Origin of the sequence: Enterobacter sp. WCHEn045836, assembly GCF_003965585.1 — a bacterium.
Classification (GTDB): Bacteria; Pseudomonadota; Gammaproteobacteria; order Enterobacterales; family Enterobacteriaceae; genus Enterobacter; species Enterobacter dissolvens.
The window spans coordinates 1-16,297 of record NZ_RXPT01000034.1 but is presented as its reverse complement, the minus strand read 5'-3'; the positions used below and the strand labels follow the sequence as shown (position 1 = coordinate 16,297).

Sequence of the window (16,297 nt, the reverse complement as noted above, 5' to 3'; positions counted from 1 at the left end):
GTCCGCAGCGGGTCTGTGCAGGACTTTAATTTCCATACGAATCTCAAAAGTGATCATAAGCTCCCCTGTATTCAGAGGAGCAGATTAACCCCTGGATCAATTTTCAACCGCTGGGGTGGATCAGTTTTGCACCGTTGGTAACACAAAGCAGGCGCTGGCGATCCTGAAGCAGATAAAACAGTTCTGCGGCGAACATGAACTTATTTTTATTGGCGATCACGATCCGCGTAAGCCCATGAGTGAAAACACCGTAAACAGTGCGCTACGGGTGGTGGGCTACGACACGAAAGTGGATGTATGTGGTCACGGCTTCCGAGCAATGGCCTGCAGTTCGTTGATTGAGTCAGGGTTATGGTCAAGGGACGCTGTTGAACGCCAAATGAGTCATCAGGAGCGAAATGGTATTCGCGCAGCCTACATACATAAAGCGGAGTTTCTGAATGGCGCAGAATTTTTGTTCAGGGTCATTTTGATTAGACGGAAGATGCTGCCAACCAGACTGCAGGAGTGCCTCTTCTGTTGCAGCTATAGCAAATTGAATGAATCGATTAGAACGAAACTGTTCTTTGCTAGTAAGAAAAGTTAACAGAGCGTTACCTGTACACATTTTAAACACAACGAATATTTTTATCAAAATCGTCGGTAGGTGTCATATAATTTCCAACACGCACATCAATTACAGTAGCCACATTTTCATCCAGCGCCCGTCGAAAAGCCATTGGAATATCTTTCACATAATCTACTGTGATCCCATTAGCTCCCAAGGAACGGGCAAAACCAGCCCAATCATGACAGGGAAGTTCATGTATTTTTCCCATCGCTGTACTCACCCTGTCCGCCCGTAATTTAGGATTTCCCAACGCTGAATTATTAAAAACAACACAAATTAATGGAATGTTATATCGAGCCGCAGTCTGTATCTCAATTCCATGCATCAGCATGCAACCATCGCCAGTCACTACAACGCATGGTGAATCAGGTCGAGCAACCATAGCCCCAATAGCAGCAGGTATAGCCCACCCCATTGCTCCCATATATCTCAATGTATTAAAGCAGTTATCAGGATTATTCGCTTGCCAGTAATGGCCTGAAAAGAAAGCATGTGCACCACTATCAGTAAATAACATACAATTTTCAGGCATTACTCGACGCAACTCACTAATAACCCTCGCCGGGTGGATAGGATACTGGTCAGACTTACAATCTTCCGGGCATTTCCAAAATGACCTCGAGTGAGGTTTCAACGTGTTAATCCAATCCTTACGCAGTGATACGATGTTGGATGTTGGTTTGACCTCAATCATAAGATTTTCCAAACAGGTGCGAGCATCGCCCTGGATAGCCAAATCTATAGAGTATTCACGAAATAGCGTATGGCTATTTATATCATTGACGATCAAAGCATGTTTTGGCTTCACTCCGGGGCTCTAGGCCAGTGAATCAAGCATATTAAGGCGAGAACCAATAACAAATAATACATCAAGTTCTCCCGTACTTAATGCCTGAACTGCCGGAATATGGCCATACCATCCAAAAATACCCAGACTCAAAGGATGACTTTCAGGAAATACACCTTTTGCCGCAGCTGTGGTAGCGACCGGAATTTGGTATTTTTCAGCAAACGAGAGCAAAACAGTACTTGCATTCGAATGTACGCATCCAGCCCCCGCGAGGATCGCCACTCGTATTTTCTTACCAACAGCGCCCCAAAATTTTTCACAGCTTTCTCGGTCGATAAACCGAGGTTGATATAGAGACTCTGGTAGTGTTTTCCACTCAGCGGTTATTTGCTCCCTCTGGAGATTAACCGGGATTGAGAGATGCACAGGACCGCGTGTAGCATGACTCAGCATCGTATACAACAATCGCTGCAAATGGCGATATACTTGCACTGGAGAGGTAATAAGCAGGTGTTGATTTATCACTGCTGAAGTAATACTAACTCCTTGCAAATTTGAAAGGTTAGAACCCTGAAATTCACCACGATTTTCAAGATCACTTCGTACTGTCCCCGTAATGACTAAAACAGGGCTACGATCAGTGTTGGCAGTAGCTAATGCAGTGATCATATTTGTGATCCCTGGCCCATTAATCGAGAGACACACACCGAATTTATGACTAGCGCGACTGTATCCATCAGCCATATATGCAGCTCCCGCTTCATGAGCGGCTATAACTGCATGACATTTATCATTCTCAGCAAGACTTTCCAAAAAGGGATCTATAAGTTGGCCTGGAACACAAAAAACATACCGAACCCCTTCTTTATTTAATGCATCCAGAATAGTGTCAGTTACTTTCATTTTCGCTGCTCCAACTCATTTCGTAAAACATTTATTGCGTTTAACGTTCGCGGCACACCGATGTAAACTGTCAATAATATCAAGCATTCAAGAATGTCATCAAGCATAATATCTCTTTTGAAAGCAGTATGGATATGTTGCCGAAACTCTACCTCTGTATCGCCCATGGTTATCAGGCTAGCAATGACAACCAACTCCTTCTCTCTGATATTTAACCCTTGTCTTTGCCAAAGTTCACCTAAGCCAAAATCTTGAATTATCTTATAATAATCAGGGCAAAAAGAGGCCAAATCATGAATGGCTGCGGCGTGTCCAGGCTCATAAACTTCATCCAAGACTTTTTTCCCAATATCATCACATGACATTTTACTCACAGAGCACCCCCAAATACGCTATCGGGTGGGACAATTCATCTTACATACGTTTTTAGGATGAATTTTAAATTCTGTATAGATAATTCAAGATGTCAAGTCATTCGCACACTAATTTATTAATGATGTGTGTTAAAATGATTTATGCTGATTTTAATCTGTTAAAAAACAGAGGATTACCCCCTCCCTACAATGGCAATGGTAAAATTTAGGTAGAAGATAGTTACTAACACCATCAAACATCTCCAAGAAAACCAGAAAAACCCTCAATGCATGGGAACGTGAGAGTCATGTGAATGTTAAATAGCGAGCTTATCGATTCGTGAAAGATTTTAATTGTATCGGAGAGCCGAACTCCTGCAAGATAACTCAGTTGCTGAACATGAAGGAGAAGCTATCGATAGAAAGAAAAGTGAAGCGAATGCGGGAATAGGCGCTTCACGTTTGCCGAGTAATCAATGCAACCAGACAGTAACGAGAATAACAATATGTGAAAATCGAATCAATAAAGAGTGTCAGAAGACACCACTTCGTTCACAGTGGGGACTTCAACGTCTAGTGCTGTGAAGAAATTTGTAAAGCTATACGAGGGTTTAGCCAGCTTATTACAACAACGGGACTGTAGCTCATAATAAATTGAAACATAAAATAAGTTTCATTAACAAAAAAAATTAAAGCACCCGAGTCATAAAAACGCTGATGTGTTTCCGGATAATCGTCCAATTTCAGACGAGTTGCATATCCTTTTTTAGATAAAACACAGGGGCCTGGAACGTAAACATATCCAGTAACACATAGCGACATCCTCGTATTCGGGCAGCGGACTCCACCACATCCAAAAGCCGACTACCAATCCCCGGTCTCGTTGTGCTTCAACAACCCATAGCAACTGTATCTGAAGCCAGTTTCCCCATATTAACCCGGTATCTCCGCCTTCCGTTTTATTGTCGTCATTTGTAGCAAAAACATCAATCCCGTGAACCTGGTCACAAGTAACGTTAAGCTGGTTAAAAGCTCTTATCTCCCTCCTGAAGTCAGCAACATCATCTTCTGAAGGAGATGTCGATACGTTATAACGCATTTTTACTCCTTAAATAAGGATAAGTACGCTGGATTTTTTCTCAGTATAGACTTTACTTATCTGTGCGATCAGTCCGATGCAAGGATTACTCAATGACATTAGAATGGCAAATTATAAAGCCAGAGAGAATTGAAGCATTAAGCTCGGGTTATCTTTCCCATGGGTATCGACAGGATGAAACCATCTTATCCTGCCTTCGCTATCACCCCTCTCTCTGCGAAAGTCAGTTCGACATAATCAGCGCTTACAGACCGACAGATGGGAAGTTCCATTTGTCAATGTTGACAGCCTCTACCTGCATAAGTCAAACAGGTATAATTTATGCCGGATTGCTAAATGAGCTTGATGAAAAAGCTGGTGAAGTATATGTTATTGACTTTATGATGAAATTTCAAAATCCGGTCAATGAAAAGTCCTTTGTGATTGATGCCAGAATGACAGAGCTAAAAAAAAGTAGAAAGGGTATAATTTACCGAATGCAAGGCAACGTACAAACCAATGCTTTTCATTATGATGTGACATTTTTATTCCCAACTCATGGAAATTGAGATGATGGAAACCTGGTCCCTCTCAATAGATTTTGGCTCTGTCAGAGATAATTACGGCACACCTCTTTATATTTTCAATCCTGAGCAGCTTAGAAAGAATATTTCCGAATTTCTGACATTTGTTCACGAGCCCAAGAACATAGCATTCCCTATTAAAGCATTGCCAGTTCCACCAGTATTACATCTCATGGCTCTTGCTGGACTAAGCGCAGATTGTGCCTCGCCAGCAGAAATCGAACTGGCATTGGGAGCAGGCTTTCCGGCACACCGTATATTTTATAATTCACCTGAGATTATCGTCCCCTCCGCATTAAATTTACTGAAAAATGGAGGAACACTGGTTCTCAACGATACAAATGACGTCCCTAGGTTTATTGGTAAACAAAATGGGAGTATATATTTACGCTGGAATCCAGGCGTAGCCTCTGGTTACACTGCTCCTTATACTAATTTGACTTGTCATGGTCACCGTCAATCTCAATTTGGCAGTAGCACTGAAGCAATCCTTTCGATGCCAAAAGAATGGCTATGCCATATTAATGGATTACATACGCATATTGGTAGCCGTATGATCTCCATCGACGATTTCTCTTTAGCACTTGAAAGAATGCATTCATTGGCCGACACAATTTTCGCAACGACAGGGCATCAAATTCTGCAACTGAATATGGGGGGTGGACTGAAGCTGGCAATGAACCACCAGGATAATTGCCCTTCAATTATCGACCTGACCACTGCATTAAACCGGCTTGCAAGAAAAGGTACTCGTTATATAGTTGAACCCGGAAATTCATTGACCGGAAACACTATGGGAATACTGACCACTGTCAGCCATATTAAAAACCGCCCTGATGGAGGTCGATTCGCTATCCTCGATACTGGTAGTAACCAGTTATTGAAATATACCCTTTCAGGTATACAACCAACGATCCTGAACGATACCGGGCTTCCTTTACCTTTCGAAGGTCCTGATGCTGTGGCTGGTCCACTCTGTTTTGCCGGCGACGTTCTCCTTCCTAATACCTGCATAGACAATATCAGGCCTGGCATGCCATTGCTGATACAGCACTGTGGTGCCTATTGCCTTGCACTTTCCAGTCAGTTTAACGGACGATTCAGACCAGCTATCTTGAGCATTTCTCCCGATGGCTCCTGGAATAAAATCCAGGAGGAGGAGAATTCCTGGCTCACAATGCTTTCATCATCTGAACTTCCATGGAACAGTGATTTTTTTGATATGGTCGAATGTCAGAACATCACACGAACGAGCCTTCAGCATATTCCTGTTGACGTTATATCTGTCTTCCAGACGGGTCCCAGAAGCATATGTTTTATGCTTATAGTTAAAGATCACATAAATACGCTTTCTGCATTTGAATTTATACTACTGTTAATCCGTCACGCGATGAACTGCCTGAATATAAATAAATCAGGCACCGAACCCGATGGAGTAACACTGCTCCCGGCGCTAAACTCTTCCCTTATTAAAGGGAAAACTCAAAGTATATATATCAGCGCCGGATATGAAACAAATCAAGGAATTCAAATCAATATTGGTAAGAAAAATCAATTATTAGGTTTCTGCCGTCTCGGTAAAGACCCATCAGCAGCCCATGACAGCGGTTAATTCCGCCCCGTGGGGCGGAATGTTATACAGTTCCATCCAGTTAGCCAGTCACCCCGGCATCGCAGTTCTGCCCAACAACAACCTCTCCTGTTTCATTCTTAAGGTTATATGCGCCCCCTTTTTTATAGGTCAATGTAAGCCGATCAACGCCATCTATTACATATTCTAGCTTTGCTGTTTTTATAACAGTACCAGTATTACCAATCTTAATAACTGGTTCTACATCAGGATTAGTGTAATTGATTTTGAAAGTCACTAATTTGGGAGTGAAAAATTCACATCCATATTCCACCCCAATCGACGAATTCGTTAAGTCCCTTAGGTCCACCTCATCGACTTCAAATCTCCAGTTTTTTTCCCCTAAACCAGCACATGACCACCCTGAATAAAATACAAGCATGGCAATGACCAACCTTTTTTTTGAGTTCATACTGTAACGCTCCACTATAATTAAAAGTAAGTTTTAATAGCATCGTGAAAATTAATTCACATTTTTTCCAGCGAAAGTATTACACGTCAAACATAACTCAACAACAACTTCTGCAATCAAAAAAACTTAATCTTTGTTTAAAGTTATTAAACACCTTCTCCATAAATATCAAATTAAAAATAACCTAAGCATAATTAGATTTATTTTAATTTACATCATACTGAGTCAGTCATAATATCTTTTCGCCCGAATAAAACAGGATGTTAATAATGCTTAAGTGACCTAGTGGTTGGAGCAGTGCTCTGGTATAACCCCTTTTGATGATAGTTCTTATAGGATTAGCTGTCAGTGCTGGAGTAAGGAAAAAATGCCAGTCCAATAATAATCCAGCATATCATGGTACAACGTTACGGGCATAAGGCGGTGGCGGGAGCTCCCCCTGAGCAAAGGCCCTCAACCGAAGCAGAGGTAGACCTTATTGTTCAGGCAACGCTGAAACAGTGGGATAACTGTGTTATTTGTGGTGATAAGTGGAGTATAGATAAAATCCAACGGTCAAGCAGACCTCTTATGGATTTATTGCCGGTTATTTTTACAGTAAATCAGATACTGAAAATGGTAACTTATTGATAGAGAGATTTAAGTTAGTTATTGCGTAAAAAATGTGATAAACGCATTCATTATTTTACGCCACAAACATGTAGAGCTAGTCTGGTATAGGAAAATTCGCTCACCAGTTACTTAAGTGAAGTCAGCCCTATGGTAGCCAGAAGTAAAAAGCGATCATCGCATTAACTACCTGAGAATTAAACAACTGGAATCCACTTTTCCTTGATAAAATTGATTCCCTAGAAAGTGGAGGACTATATATCTAACGACATGAAAATATAAGCTCAAAAAAATTTCAACATCATAACAAACAGATAAAAAAGGATTAAATATGTTAACCATCGATTATAACTCTTATCGCTCCATTAAATCTTTTAATCACAGGCAACGTTTTCTTATAATGCATTATACTGCCGGGAATTTCTCAGCATCAATTTCCACGTTGACAGGAAGCTCTGTCAGCGCCCATTACCTTGTTCCTGATCCTACTGACCCCACCTATATCTCAGCAGGTTTCAACGGCATTAGAGTGTTTAACCTAGTTTCTGAAAATGAACGCGCATGGCATGCCGGTGTTAGTAGCTGGCAAGGGCGCAGCAACCTTAACGACTCTTCAATAGGCATTGAAATTGTTAATGAGGCAAGAGACGAAAATGGTGAGATCATATTCGTCCCTTTCAATGCGGAACAAATAAAAGAGTTAATTGAATTATCAAAAAATATTTTATCCAGATTCCAGGATATTACACCGGTCAATGTTATTGGACATTCAGATATAGCGCCAGGACGTAAAAGCGATCCTGGCGCTACTTTTCCATGGTTTCAGCTTTATCAGGAAGGTGTGGGCGCTTGGTATGATGAGGCTACAAAGCAAAAATATTTTGAACAATTCTGGAATGAAGGTACTCCCGATCGCCATGAGATAATAAAAAAGCTGTCAATTTATGGATATGATATATCTGATGGCAACAGCGGCACAGGATTTAAAAATTTGCTTCGTTCATTTCAACTCCATTTCAGACAAAGCAATTATAACGGGATTCCTGATGCAGAAACAGCAGCCATTTTATGGGCACTGGTAGAAAAATATTTCCCGGCATCTTACTGAAGATAGCTCCTGAAGGGAAAAGTTGGCTAGGAATAAAGCATGCAAACTGCTTACTCTGGCCAACAATCCCTATGTTACCTCAGAGCTTAGATACTATTGCCACAAGATCGACCTTCGGCCCTGTTCTTGATAGGAACAAACCAGTCCTCCTTAAATCATATAGTAACAATCCTTTTGCAGGCAATTCGTAAAATCTCACACGACCCTGAATGCATAAAGTGTAGCAGCCTGTATATGTCTATTTCCGTCGCCAGATATAATATCCACCATGCTCCGAGAAGATTCTCTGGCAGTTATTGCTGCTCGCAACTGGAGCTATCGTAATCTATCCTATACGTAAAATTATTACCGGATTCCAGACCTCCTTTCACAGACTCATTGTAGCAGCTCCCGCTGATGTATAAAAAGAGCATAGCCAATAGGGATTAATAACGGCATTGACCGAAATGGGGAAACACAATATTGGCTCGCTGGATGAATATAAACACTCTGCTTTTCTAAATAAAAAAATATCTTCCACAAAGTAACATCAGTTATCTCCTTGAATATCTCACGTTAAAAAACAGATGTTAAAAACATGGTTTTTGAGTATACAAAATGCATAACACCTTCGAAATTGACCTTTGCTATAAAAGAACTTGTGGTTCAGGAACACTGGAAGAAAAGAGATGAAAAGCTTGCCGACAGCTCATCTCCATAGCGATGTGAAATACATTGACCAAAAATATATAACTGAAGTATTATAGACAATAAAGTCATTCAAAATATAAAATTGATATCAGCTTTAAACTATCCTCATCATATAGTTTCTCCAATAGAAGTTTTGCCGTACTGATGATTCCCCTATCTTCCTGATAATACATATTCACATACAGAACCGGTAGACATCAATTCACTCATCAATATATTCGAACAATGTATTTGTAATATTACAATCAACCTTACCATGCACATATACATACATTGGAATATCAATTCCAGTATTTTCCACATTAAACTCCCGCCGCGAGCTTGCTAGACATTTTAATACTGAGCAAGTGTGGGGTAATATGGCTCCACCCAAATTATTCATAACAATATCAATAATCATTTCAATGTTATCGAGAACTGTTATTCTATAATCACATCCAACTTCCGTCACAGAACCACGTTTCAACTTATCTTCCATTAGATGTGCATGTCCTTTGTAGATAAATATATCTCTATGCATTGGCACTTCAGCCTGTACAAGATAAAGAATTACACTTGAGCAGAAGACATTATAATTATGAACATCTGTTTCTAAGAGTTGAACATTGTTTATAATTAAGTCTGTTGACTCATCAATATCTGGAGTTAATATTATCTCTCTTTCTCTTATTTTAAATTGGCTTTCAATAAATGAAGATAAGAATCTGAACTCATCATTGATAAACACTTTTATTGATTCCCGATCGCTCTTTATACTACATTCAATAGCCTTCAGAGTATGATAATGCATTTTAGTTAAAGAATAGATTCTCTCACCATACTGCGTAAGAACCATTTTATTATTTTCAAAGATAAAAAGTCGATTGTTTATTCGACTTTCAAATTTTTTGATCATAGAACAAACGGCAGGCGGTGTAATATTTAACTCTTCAGCAGCTAATTTTATCGACATTTTCTCAGCAACACTTATAAATGTTTTTAACTCTCTCGATGTTAACATACCCACTCCATTTACGCTCGCGCCATAAAAAATATTCCCCATTTCAATCATCACAACAAAATTACGCTCAGCCCGTCTCACGCCAGATGCAGTGGGTTATCTCAGCGCCCATGCCACTTCCCCCCCGATCGGTGATTTGTGCGAATATCTGGCTATTCGTGAAGTATTTGGCAGTACCTCTCATCTGAGTGTCTTTGCTATAAAAAGTGCGTTCGGCCATCTTCAGGGAGCGGCTGGTGAACTCCGGGCCCTGATCAGTTCTTACTGTCGCCGGATAGCCTCGAAAGAGCGCGATGCTGTCCAGAATACGCGTGACCTGAACCCCTAAAATACCGAAAGCAACGGTGATCGTCAGACACTCCTTCGTGAAATCATCCACACAAGTCAGGCACTTAATCCGACGGCCGCTGGCAAGTGCATCTATGACAAAATCCATCGACGATGTCAGGTTCGGCGCATCCGGGCGAAGAAGCGGAAGCCGCTCAGTCGCCAGCCCCTTACGACGTCGTCTGCGCTTCACACTCAGGCCGTTAAGGTGGTAAATGCGGTATACCCGCTTGTGGTTGACGTGAAGACCCTCCCGACGCAATAACTGCCAGATGCGCCGGTACCCAAAACGCCTTCGTTCGAGCGCCAGTTCTGTGATACGGCTTGATAAATGTGCATCAGCCGCCGGACGCTGAGCCTCATAGCGGCAGGTCGACAGGGACAAACCTGTTAGCCTGCAGGCACGACGTTGCGACAGACCGGTCGCATCACACATAAACTCAACGGCTTCCCGCTTCTGGTCTGTCGTCAGTACTTTCGCCCCAGAGCCACCTGAAGTGCCTCCCTGTCCAGCATGGCTTCGGCAAGCAGCTTCTTGAGTCTGGCGTTCTCTTCCTCAAGCGACTTCAGGCGCTTAACCTCGGGCACCTCCATACCGCCATACTTCTTACGCCAGGTGTAAAAAGTGGCGTCGGAAATGGCGTGCTTACGGCAGAGTTCACGGGCAGATACCCCGGCTTCAGCCTCGCGGAGAATACTGATGATCTTTTCGTCGGAAAAACGCTTCTTCATGGGGGAGTCCTCATGTGACTTATGTAGACATTACTAACATCGCGGTGTGTTAATCAACGGGGGAGCAGATCATCAGGGCTATGTCGAAGGATGCGGTGGAAAGTCAGATGAGCCATATGGAACGTAACTCAGTGCGGGCTGCGTATATCCATAAAGCGGAACATCTGGATGAACGCAAGCTGATGTTGCAGTGGTGAGCGGATTTTCTGGATGCGAACCGGGAGGAAACAATTAGCCCATTTGATTATGCAAAACTCAATAACCCGATGCTAAGCAGGTAAATCGTGTAGAATACCAATTACATACAGAAGGCATCAGGAAGTTAAATTCCGGACGCCTTTTTACCTTTCAAAACCAAAAATCAGAAGAATAACAAAAGACTACGATATGCACGCAATCTGGTTCTAACCGTGCGAGTTAACGTAATATCGGCAGGAAGGCAGGTGCAGGCCGGGGCAGCAACAGGTTTTGTTACCTGTCCCTCTAGATTAGCCTCGACCTAAACTGTAATGGTAATAGCGAAGATTATACAGATTTTCTTCAGCATCAGAATCCACAAATTCTGCTGATTAAGATATCCATTACACCACTTTTATAATCTTTGTATTGAGTTGGCTAATCTCTTTTCATTACCAAATCTAGTAGTGTAAAATCTTTGTTCGATACCATACAGCAAATATTTTAACTCTTCTTCTGATGATACTTCGAATTTACTCTCAGTTGTGTCATATTTAAGTTTTTCAGCACAATAATCATTAATGTAATTCAGCATCTCACCTCTGTCTTCCACTGGCATCGCCGCAAGAGTATCCATCGCTAATGCAATTCTCTTTCGGTTTGGCTTTGATACCTTTTCTACATCATAGTCAGTTGAAAGTACGATGAAGGATTCACTTAAAAACGACTTAACTTCATCTTCCGTGGCTTCTTTGTACAGAACATCGATACCTTTAAATATACTTGAAATTGTGGCGAGATTTCTGAATAATAATATATTTCTTTCCTTTAGGTATACAGCATCAGGTATATGATTTACAATCAACCGCCCTTCATTTTCTTCTATTTCTGCTGATTCACCAAAAGCAATTGTTTTTCTCTTGATAAACAGGGATGGGGTTATTTTCTGAAAATAAAAGTCTTCATTCTGATGAGAGAATATATATGAAATCTTCGTGAAATATTTTTTTGTTAAATCGTCGAAGTCCTTAGAATCAAATTCATCCTTAATGCATGATAAACAGAATGATTGCTGACTAAAATTTTCAATTTTGAACCATGAATCTTCATCAAGATTATGGTCAGGGTTATATGGAATGAGGCTAAGAGTAGATAAATCTAAAGCCTCAAACAAAGTGTAGTCTGACACCAATTTAAAAAAAGGTTTCTTACGAGGTCCTTTTACTTTAGCAAAAATATTATTCATTATTTTTTCCTTTCGATAAAGGTATAGTTGTTTATTCTAAATGCAACTGGGATCTTGATTTCTTTGGGGGTTTTGTATTTGTGACAACTAATTAAAAAAATGGATGCGCCGCTCTTGTTTTTAATGTTATAAAACTCATATCTAAACAGTAGAAATAAAGGGTTAAAGTATAATGCTTGAGACATAAAGGTAAAAATAAATAAAACGGCATAAACAAAAAACAAGGCAGACCAACTAGTTATACTTAAAGCCACAAAGAAATAACCAAGATAACTTGGAAGAAATGAGTTGTTCGCATGCTCAACAGAAACTACTTCATCTTCTTTAAACTCATCCTTGCCCAGTCTGGAGCTTAAAAGCAAACTAATCCAAGTTAGTAATATGGGGATTAGCATGTAAAATACGTATGATGTCATTTGTGGTAATAAACTCAACCAATGACTGTGCTCAAACCTTTGGAAAAAGTAATAAAGAGTGTACTTCTTTTGTACAAAGAAAATTATAGCCAACAACGATGTTGCGTTAAATGTTAAAAGTACTCTAAAAAGGAAATTTATTATCATAATTTTTTCCTGTATCAAATACTGCTTGCAATTATTTTATAGTATATCAATTCATCATTTACTTTCCACCTACAATATTTTGCTCAACCGGGTAAATATATCAATAGCGAAGCCCCAATTGGGGCTTCGCTACCCTCAGAACCCACGCATTCCGTTGATAAAAGTATCAATCACGCCACAAACCTTGTCATAGATACGTTTAAGGACGGTCTTCCTTTCAAGAATCCTTAGCGTACCGTCGTAATCCCAGTTTCACTGCCTGGTGGTGAATAGCACCAATCGTTCTACCGGGTAACATCGCGACAACCTTTCTTCCCAGAGCCGGATAATATTGCTGAAGAATACTGAGTTCTTCTGACGTCCATGCCTCTGCTCGTTTTAATCCTAATTTGGTCGCCTGCGTAGCAATAGCTCGTCTGGAACGATGAGGTAATAATGCATGAATTTCATTAAGATTATCTGAGTTAGCGTATTCAGAGGTTAATATCGCGTTCTCTTCACGGGTCCATTTTCTGAGTCGCACTTTCCCGAGTTTCAGAACAGTAGCTCTATTCCTCACAGCACTGACTGTTTTGTTGAGAGTAGTGGCGATATCCTCAACATTCATATGACCATAGTGCTCTTTCAAAAATTTAATTGCATCAGGATGCCAATCCCGGGCATCGGTAACACCGGCTTTAGCTGCCTGTTTTCTGATAGATTCCTTATCACGATGCGGCAACAGAGTCTGCACCATGACAATACCAGCACCGTATGAATAATATTTTTTCACTATCGCAATTTCAGCTGGCGACCATGCTTTAGCTCCCGTACGACCAATACCAAGTTTTAGCGCCATTGCTCTGACTGCCGGAATACCTCTTCCCAGGAAATCAGCTATCTGCTGCGTTGGGAGTTTTCCATAGTTCTTTTCAACAAAATCCATCTCACTGATGCCCCAGCGAGAACAATGGTTTCGTCGGCGTAAATTTTTAACAGACATCGGTTATTGCTCTATCAGTATTGTCGATAGTTCAGGCAAATGAATCAGCGAATTCAGATAACAGGCTACCAGCTCAGTGTTCATAACGAAAATAGCGGCTTCTTCGGCAACTGAAGCCAAACATAGGCTTTGCTCTTCAACCAGGAGATCGCCGACAAATGTGCTGGTAATGCACCAGACACTCATTTTCAGTTCTCTGCTTGCCTGGTCTCTTCTCTTTTTTCACCTAGTCAAATCACTGAATAAAAGGGGAAAAAGCTCTGGTTAGTATTCTCCTTAATGGTTCAGGAACATCATTCCAGTCATCGCCCCAACGCTGTGCTTCCTGATACGCCTTAAATGGTTTTTCACTACCTGGAGCAGGATAACCCAGCAGATTCTCAACACACTCTTCCAGCATAATAACTTTGCTGGCATCCCCAACAGCAGCAGCAATCGGAGCATTGAAAACCTCCGCTCCAGGAGTACCGCCATCGCGATCATGGATAACAAAAAAATCGACATCCAGCGCGCTAAGATACCTCACCAGACCGATGATCGCGGCCTTACCACGCGCTTTAACCAGTTCTGTTGATGCAAGTAACTTATTTCGCATCACTTGTGGCATTCTGCGGATAGCTTCCTTGATAATGACTTCCTCTGTATCTCCTTCGACAACAATTACCTTTCGGGTAAAAAAGATCCTCGATACATGATCATCCAGCTTAATCAGCATTTTTATCTGATCTTTATCATTATCCTGCAGGGCCTGAAATTTTTCTGTTACAGAGAGCGGGTAAACCGTTGTGTGCGAATTATCATAATGGAATCGGTTAAGTACTTGCCGAGGCTTCCTCGCCAAATCAATCAAATAAGGTGAATGTGTTGTCGCTATTATTTGTGACTGCCCATCTGACAGTTCATAGATCAAATCCCTCATCTGGTTTGCTGCGCTGGGGTGTAAATAAATCTCTGGTTCCTCAAACCCAATAATAAGGCTTCTGGCAGCGGCCTCATCCTTCCCTTTTTTTCTCAACCATTGCTGCCTAAATCTCAACAGCCCAAATACAGCAGCTCGAATCATTCCAGTTCCCTGATTTGACACGCATGTTCTGATGTTACTCGACATTTCAACCGAAAATGAAGGGAGAAGTACGTTATCAGGATCAGACAAATCAGCCATGGCATATATCTTTGATTCAGGGAAAACACCACTTAATACACCATTAAGCTCCCCCATCATCACGCCAAACTCTGACGTTTCATCTGCAGGATCTAATTCTTTCGCAAGCGCATTCAGAGATTCCTGAGCCTTTCTGTAATTTTCAGAATTACCACGAACATCTTTAAATAGCTCATTCAGTGTTTTCTGTAAAGCCCCCGATTTTGTATCAATTTCATGGGAAGCTGATTCTGCTGGTATTAATAAAAAAGCAGGCAATCGGGATAATACAACTCCTGCAATCCCTCCTGGGTTTTTATCCCAGATTTCATCACCATCAGAAACATCCCAGAGTTCATCAATGAGTTTTAGTTTTTCTTTATCAGCCGCATTTAATTTCTTTGCTGTATCTGGAAAATATTCAGCGATAAGTTCAGCATTAGCACCCGCTTCAATCAGGTCAGATGCTCTGACAGCAGCTTCAAAACGTGGATTAAGTTTTCTTGAAAGAGACTTCAATTCAATGACTACATCATTCCCAGGTTCATATGTTTTTCTGTAGAACAATGACTTTCCCGTTTCACCACTATCTGCAGCATCATAATCAAATACCCTCCCCTTAAAACCTCTCCATTGCAATGCATCTTCTGGTACATTACGGAACTCAGCCTCAAGTATAATTGACTCAGTTGCTATTTTATTTTCATGTGAATCATCAAGTTCACAATAGAAACAATCAACATCCATTTTCTTTTTATCTGAAAGCAACCATTCAACGGCTTTCAGAACAGAACTTTTACCGGCATTATTAGCACCGATCAGAAAGGTGGCATCACCAAATTTTATTTCTGCGGACTGGATTCGTTTAAATCCATTTACTTTAAGGCTGTGCAATTTCATAAAAGTCCCCCCCTAATGAAATTTTTGTTATCACTCAATAAAAACACCTAATGTTTTACATCAGTCACGCTGTTTTTCCTGCGCCAGCGTAGAGATTTGCGCCCGGAGGCGTTGCTCAGCCTGCCGGACCTGCTGCTGACGCTGCAGTGAATCTTCTGGCAACTGATTCAGCAAACGAAACTGTTCTTCCAGTGGAACTGTCTGCCTGAAACTTGTCAGCATGCCAAAGACCTGCGATTTAAGTTCACTGACAGTGATGTATTTTCCTCTCTGACCATCAAGCGCATTCAGTTTATCGGCAAGTGCCTGAAGCTGCGTCATACCTTCATGCCAGCCGTTCATTGCATCAGCAGATAGCGACGATGCACTTACCTGTTGCTGCCACAGCTGTACCAGGGGCTTAGCCTGTTCCGGCCACAACGACTGAACCTGTTCGATAAGTTTTCTGCCGTATGCAATATT

The 16,297-nt window shown here is 41.2% G+C and carries 15 protein-coding genes and 3 pseudogenes; 6 read left to right on the top strand and 12 right to left on the bottom strand.

The window, feature by feature from the left end:
* Window positions 1–142 precede the first annotated feature (142 nt).
* A pseudogene (locus EKN38_RS25305) lies at window positions 143–440 on the top strand (tyrosine-type recombinase/integrase); the annotation flags it as partial.
* Window positions 441–608: 168 nt separating this feature from the next.
* Here the strand turns inward: EKN38_RS25305 and EKN38_RS25915 are convergent.
* The 4 genes from EKN38_RS25915 to EKN38_RS25290 form a co-directional block, all read right to left on the bottom strand.
* A complete protein-coding gene (locus EKN38_RS25915; protein WP_221760830.1) occupies window positions 609–1,418 on the bottom strand; it encodes a thiamine pyrophosphate-dependent enzyme in 810 nt (269 codons plus the stop codon).
* Window positions 1,419–1,427: 9 nt separating this feature from the next.
* The gene (locus EKN38_RS25910; protein WP_221760829.1) at window positions 1,428–2,303 is read right to left on the bottom strand and encodes a thiamine pyrophosphate-binding protein; all 876 of its coding nucleotides are present in this window, start codon (window positions 2,301–2,303) and stop codon (window positions 1,428–1,430) included.
* On the bottom strand, window positions 2,300–2,668 hold the full coding sequence (locus EKN38_RS25295) for a carboxymuconolactone decarboxylase family protein (RefSeq protein ID WP_126523051.1): 369 nt from the start codon (window positions 2,666–2,668) through the stop codon (window positions 2,300–2,302). The genes EKN38_RS25910 and EKN38_RS25295 overlap by 4 nt, the downstream gene beginning before the upstream one ends.
* Window positions 2,669–3,422: 754 nt before the next feature.
* On the bottom strand, window positions 3,423–3,755 hold the full coding sequence (locus EKN38_RS25290; RefSeq protein WP_126523047.1) for a hypothetical protein: 333 nt from the start codon (window positions 3,753–3,755) through the stop codon (window positions 3,423–3,425).
* Between the two features lie 92 nt (window positions 3,756–3,847).
* Between EKN38_RS25290 and EKN38_RS25285 the strand changes: the two genes are divergently transcribed.
* On the top strand, window positions 3,848–4,303 hold the full coding sequence (locus tag EKN38_RS25285; RefSeq protein ID WP_126523045.1) for a hypothetical protein: 456 nt from the start codon (window positions 3,848–3,850) through the stop codon (window positions 4,301–4,303).
* Window position 4,304: 1 nt separating this feature from the next.
* Window positions 4,305–5,930 (top strand): diaminopimelate decarboxylase family protein, encoded by a 1,626-nt coding sequence (locus EKN38_RS25280; protein WP_185812872.1) that lies wholly within the window; start codon window positions 4,305–4,307, stop codon window positions 5,928–5,930.
* A gap of 40 nt (window positions 5,931–5,970) precedes the next feature.
* On the opposite strand, the gene EKN38_RS25275 is transcribed toward EKN38_RS25280, so the two are convergent.
* Entirely contained in the window at window positions 5,971–6,360 is a 390-nt protein-coding gene (locus EKN38_RS25275) for a hypothetical protein (protein WP_126523041.1), read from the bottom strand.
* A gap of 940 nt (window positions 6,361–7,300) precedes the next feature.
* On the opposite strand from EKN38_RS25275, the gene EKN38_RS25270 reads away from it, so the two are divergent.
* Complete coding sequence (locus EKN38_RS25270) at window positions 7,301–8,077, top strand: N-acetylmuramoyl-L-alanine amidase (protein WP_126523039.1); 777 nt, start codon at window positions 7,301–7,303, stop codon at window positions 8,075–8,077.
* Window positions 8,078–8,969: 892 nt separating this feature from the next.
* On the opposite strand, the gene EKN38_RS25265 is transcribed toward EKN38_RS25270, so the two are convergent.
* On the bottom strand, window positions 8,970–9,818 hold the full coding sequence (locus EKN38_RS25265) for a LysR family transcriptional regulator (RefSeq protein ID WP_260480589.1): 849 nt from the start codon (window positions 9,816–9,818) through the stop codon (window positions 8,970–8,972).
* Window positions 9,819–9,858: 40 nt separating this feature from the next.
* Here EKN38_RS25265 and EKN38_RS26295 point away from each other — a divergent pair, with 40 nt between their 5' ends.
* Window positions 9,859–10,095, top strand: coding sequence for a hypothetical protein (locus EKN38_RS26295; protein WP_409449473.1), 237 nt, complete (start codon window positions 9,859–9,861; stop codon window positions 10,093–10,095).
* Here EKN38_RS26295 and EKN38_RS25255 read toward each other — a convergent pair.
* Window positions 9,991–10,826 (bottom strand): annotated as a pseudogene (locus EKN38_RS25255) (IS3 family transposase); the annotation flags it as partial. The gene EKN38_RS26295 and the pseudogene EKN38_RS25255 sit on opposite strands and share 105 nt — an antisense overlap.
* 83 nt (window positions 10,827–10,909) lie before the next feature.
* On the opposite strand from EKN38_RS25255, the pseudogene EKN38_RS25250 reads away from it, so the two are divergent.
* A pseudogene (locus EKN38_RS25250) lies at window positions 10,910–11,107 on the top strand (integrase); the annotation flags it as partial.
* A gap of 311 nt (window positions 11,108–11,418) precedes the next feature.
* Here the strand turns inward: EKN38_RS25250 and EKN38_RS25245 are convergent.
* From EKN38_RS25245 to EKN38_RS25225, 5 genes are all read right to left on the bottom strand, one after another.
* Window positions 11,419–12,249 carry an ATP F0F1 synthase synthase gene (locus EKN38_RS25245; RefSeq protein ID WP_126523035.1) on the bottom strand — a complete coding sequence of 277 codons (831 nt, stop codon included), beginning with the start codon at window positions 12,247–12,249 and terminating at the stop codon, window positions 11,419–11,421.
* Entirely contained in the window at window positions 12,249–12,812 is a 564-nt protein-coding gene (locus EKN38_RS25240; RefSeq protein WP_126523033.1) for a hypothetical protein, read from the bottom strand. The genes EKN38_RS25245 and EKN38_RS25240 overlap by 1 nt, the downstream gene beginning before the upstream one ends.
* A 217-nt stretch (window positions 12,813–13,029) precedes the next feature.
* Window positions 13,030–13,737 (bottom strand): hypothetical protein, encoded by a 708-nt coding sequence (locus EKN38_RS25235; protein WP_126523031.1) that lies wholly within the window; start codon window positions 13,735–13,737, stop codon window positions 13,030–13,032.
* A gap of 292 nt (window positions 13,738–14,029) precedes the next feature.
* Window positions 14,030–15,835, bottom strand: coding sequence for an ATP-dependent endonuclease (locus EKN38_RS25230; protein ID WP_126523029.1), 1,806 nt, complete (start codon window positions 15,833–15,835; stop codon window positions 14,030–14,032).
* Window positions 15,836–15,895: 60 nt separating this feature from the next.
* On the bottom strand, window positions 15,896–16,297 hold a 402-nt coding region (locus tag EKN38_RS25225), incomplete at its 5' end, for a VasL domain-containing protein (protein WP_312024368.1).

Bases quoted from the DNA above. Each gene is read 5' to 3' on its own strand.
- EKN38_RS25910 (WP_221760829.1), bottom strand. From the start codon at position 2,303: ATGAAAGTAACTGACACTATTCTGGATGCATTAAATAAAGAAGGGGTT.
- EKN38_RS25295 (WP_126523051.1), bottom strand. From the start codon at position 2,668: ATGTCATGTGATGATATTGGGAAAAAAGTCTTGGATGAAGTTTATGAG.
- EKN38_RS25290 (WP_126523047.1), bottom strand. From the start codon at position 3,755: ATGCGTTATAACGTATCGACATCTCCTTCAGAAGATGATGTTGCTGAC.
- EKN38_RS25285 (WP_126523045.1), top strand. From the start codon at position 3,848: ATGACATTAGAATGGCAAATTATAAAGCCAGAGAGAATTGAAGCATTA.
- EKN38_RS25280 (WP_185812872.1), top strand. From the start codon at position 4,305: ATGATGGAAACCTGGTCCCTCTCAATAGATTTTGGCTCTGTCAGAGAT.
- EKN38_RS25275 (WP_126523041.1), bottom strand. From the start codon at position 6,360: ATGAACTCAAAAAAAAGGTTGGTCATTGCCATGCTTGTATTTTATTCA.
- EKN38_RS25270 (WP_126523039.1), top strand. From the start codon at position 7,301: ATGTTAACCATCGATTATAACTCTTATCGCTCCATTAAATCTTTTAAT.
- EKN38_RS25265 (WP_260480589.1), bottom strand. From the start codon at position 9,818: ATGATTGAAATGGGGAATATTTTTTATGGCGCGAGCGTAAATGGAGTG.
- EKN38_RS25245 (WP_126523035.1), bottom strand. From the start codon at position 12,249: ATGAATAATATTTTTGCTAAAGTAAAAGGACCTCGTAAGAAACCTTTT.
- EKN38_RS25240 (WP_126523033.1), bottom strand. From the start codon at position 12,812: ATGATAATAAATTTCCTTTTTAGAGTACTTTTAACATTTAACGCAACA.
- EKN38_RS25235 (WP_126523031.1), bottom strand. From the start codon at position 13,737: ATGGATTTTGTTGAAAAGAACTATGGAAAACTCCCAACGCAGCAGATA.
- EKN38_RS25230 (WP_126523029.1), bottom strand. From the start codon at position 15,835: ATGAAATTGCACAGCCTTAAAGTAAATGGATTTAAACGAATCCAGTCC.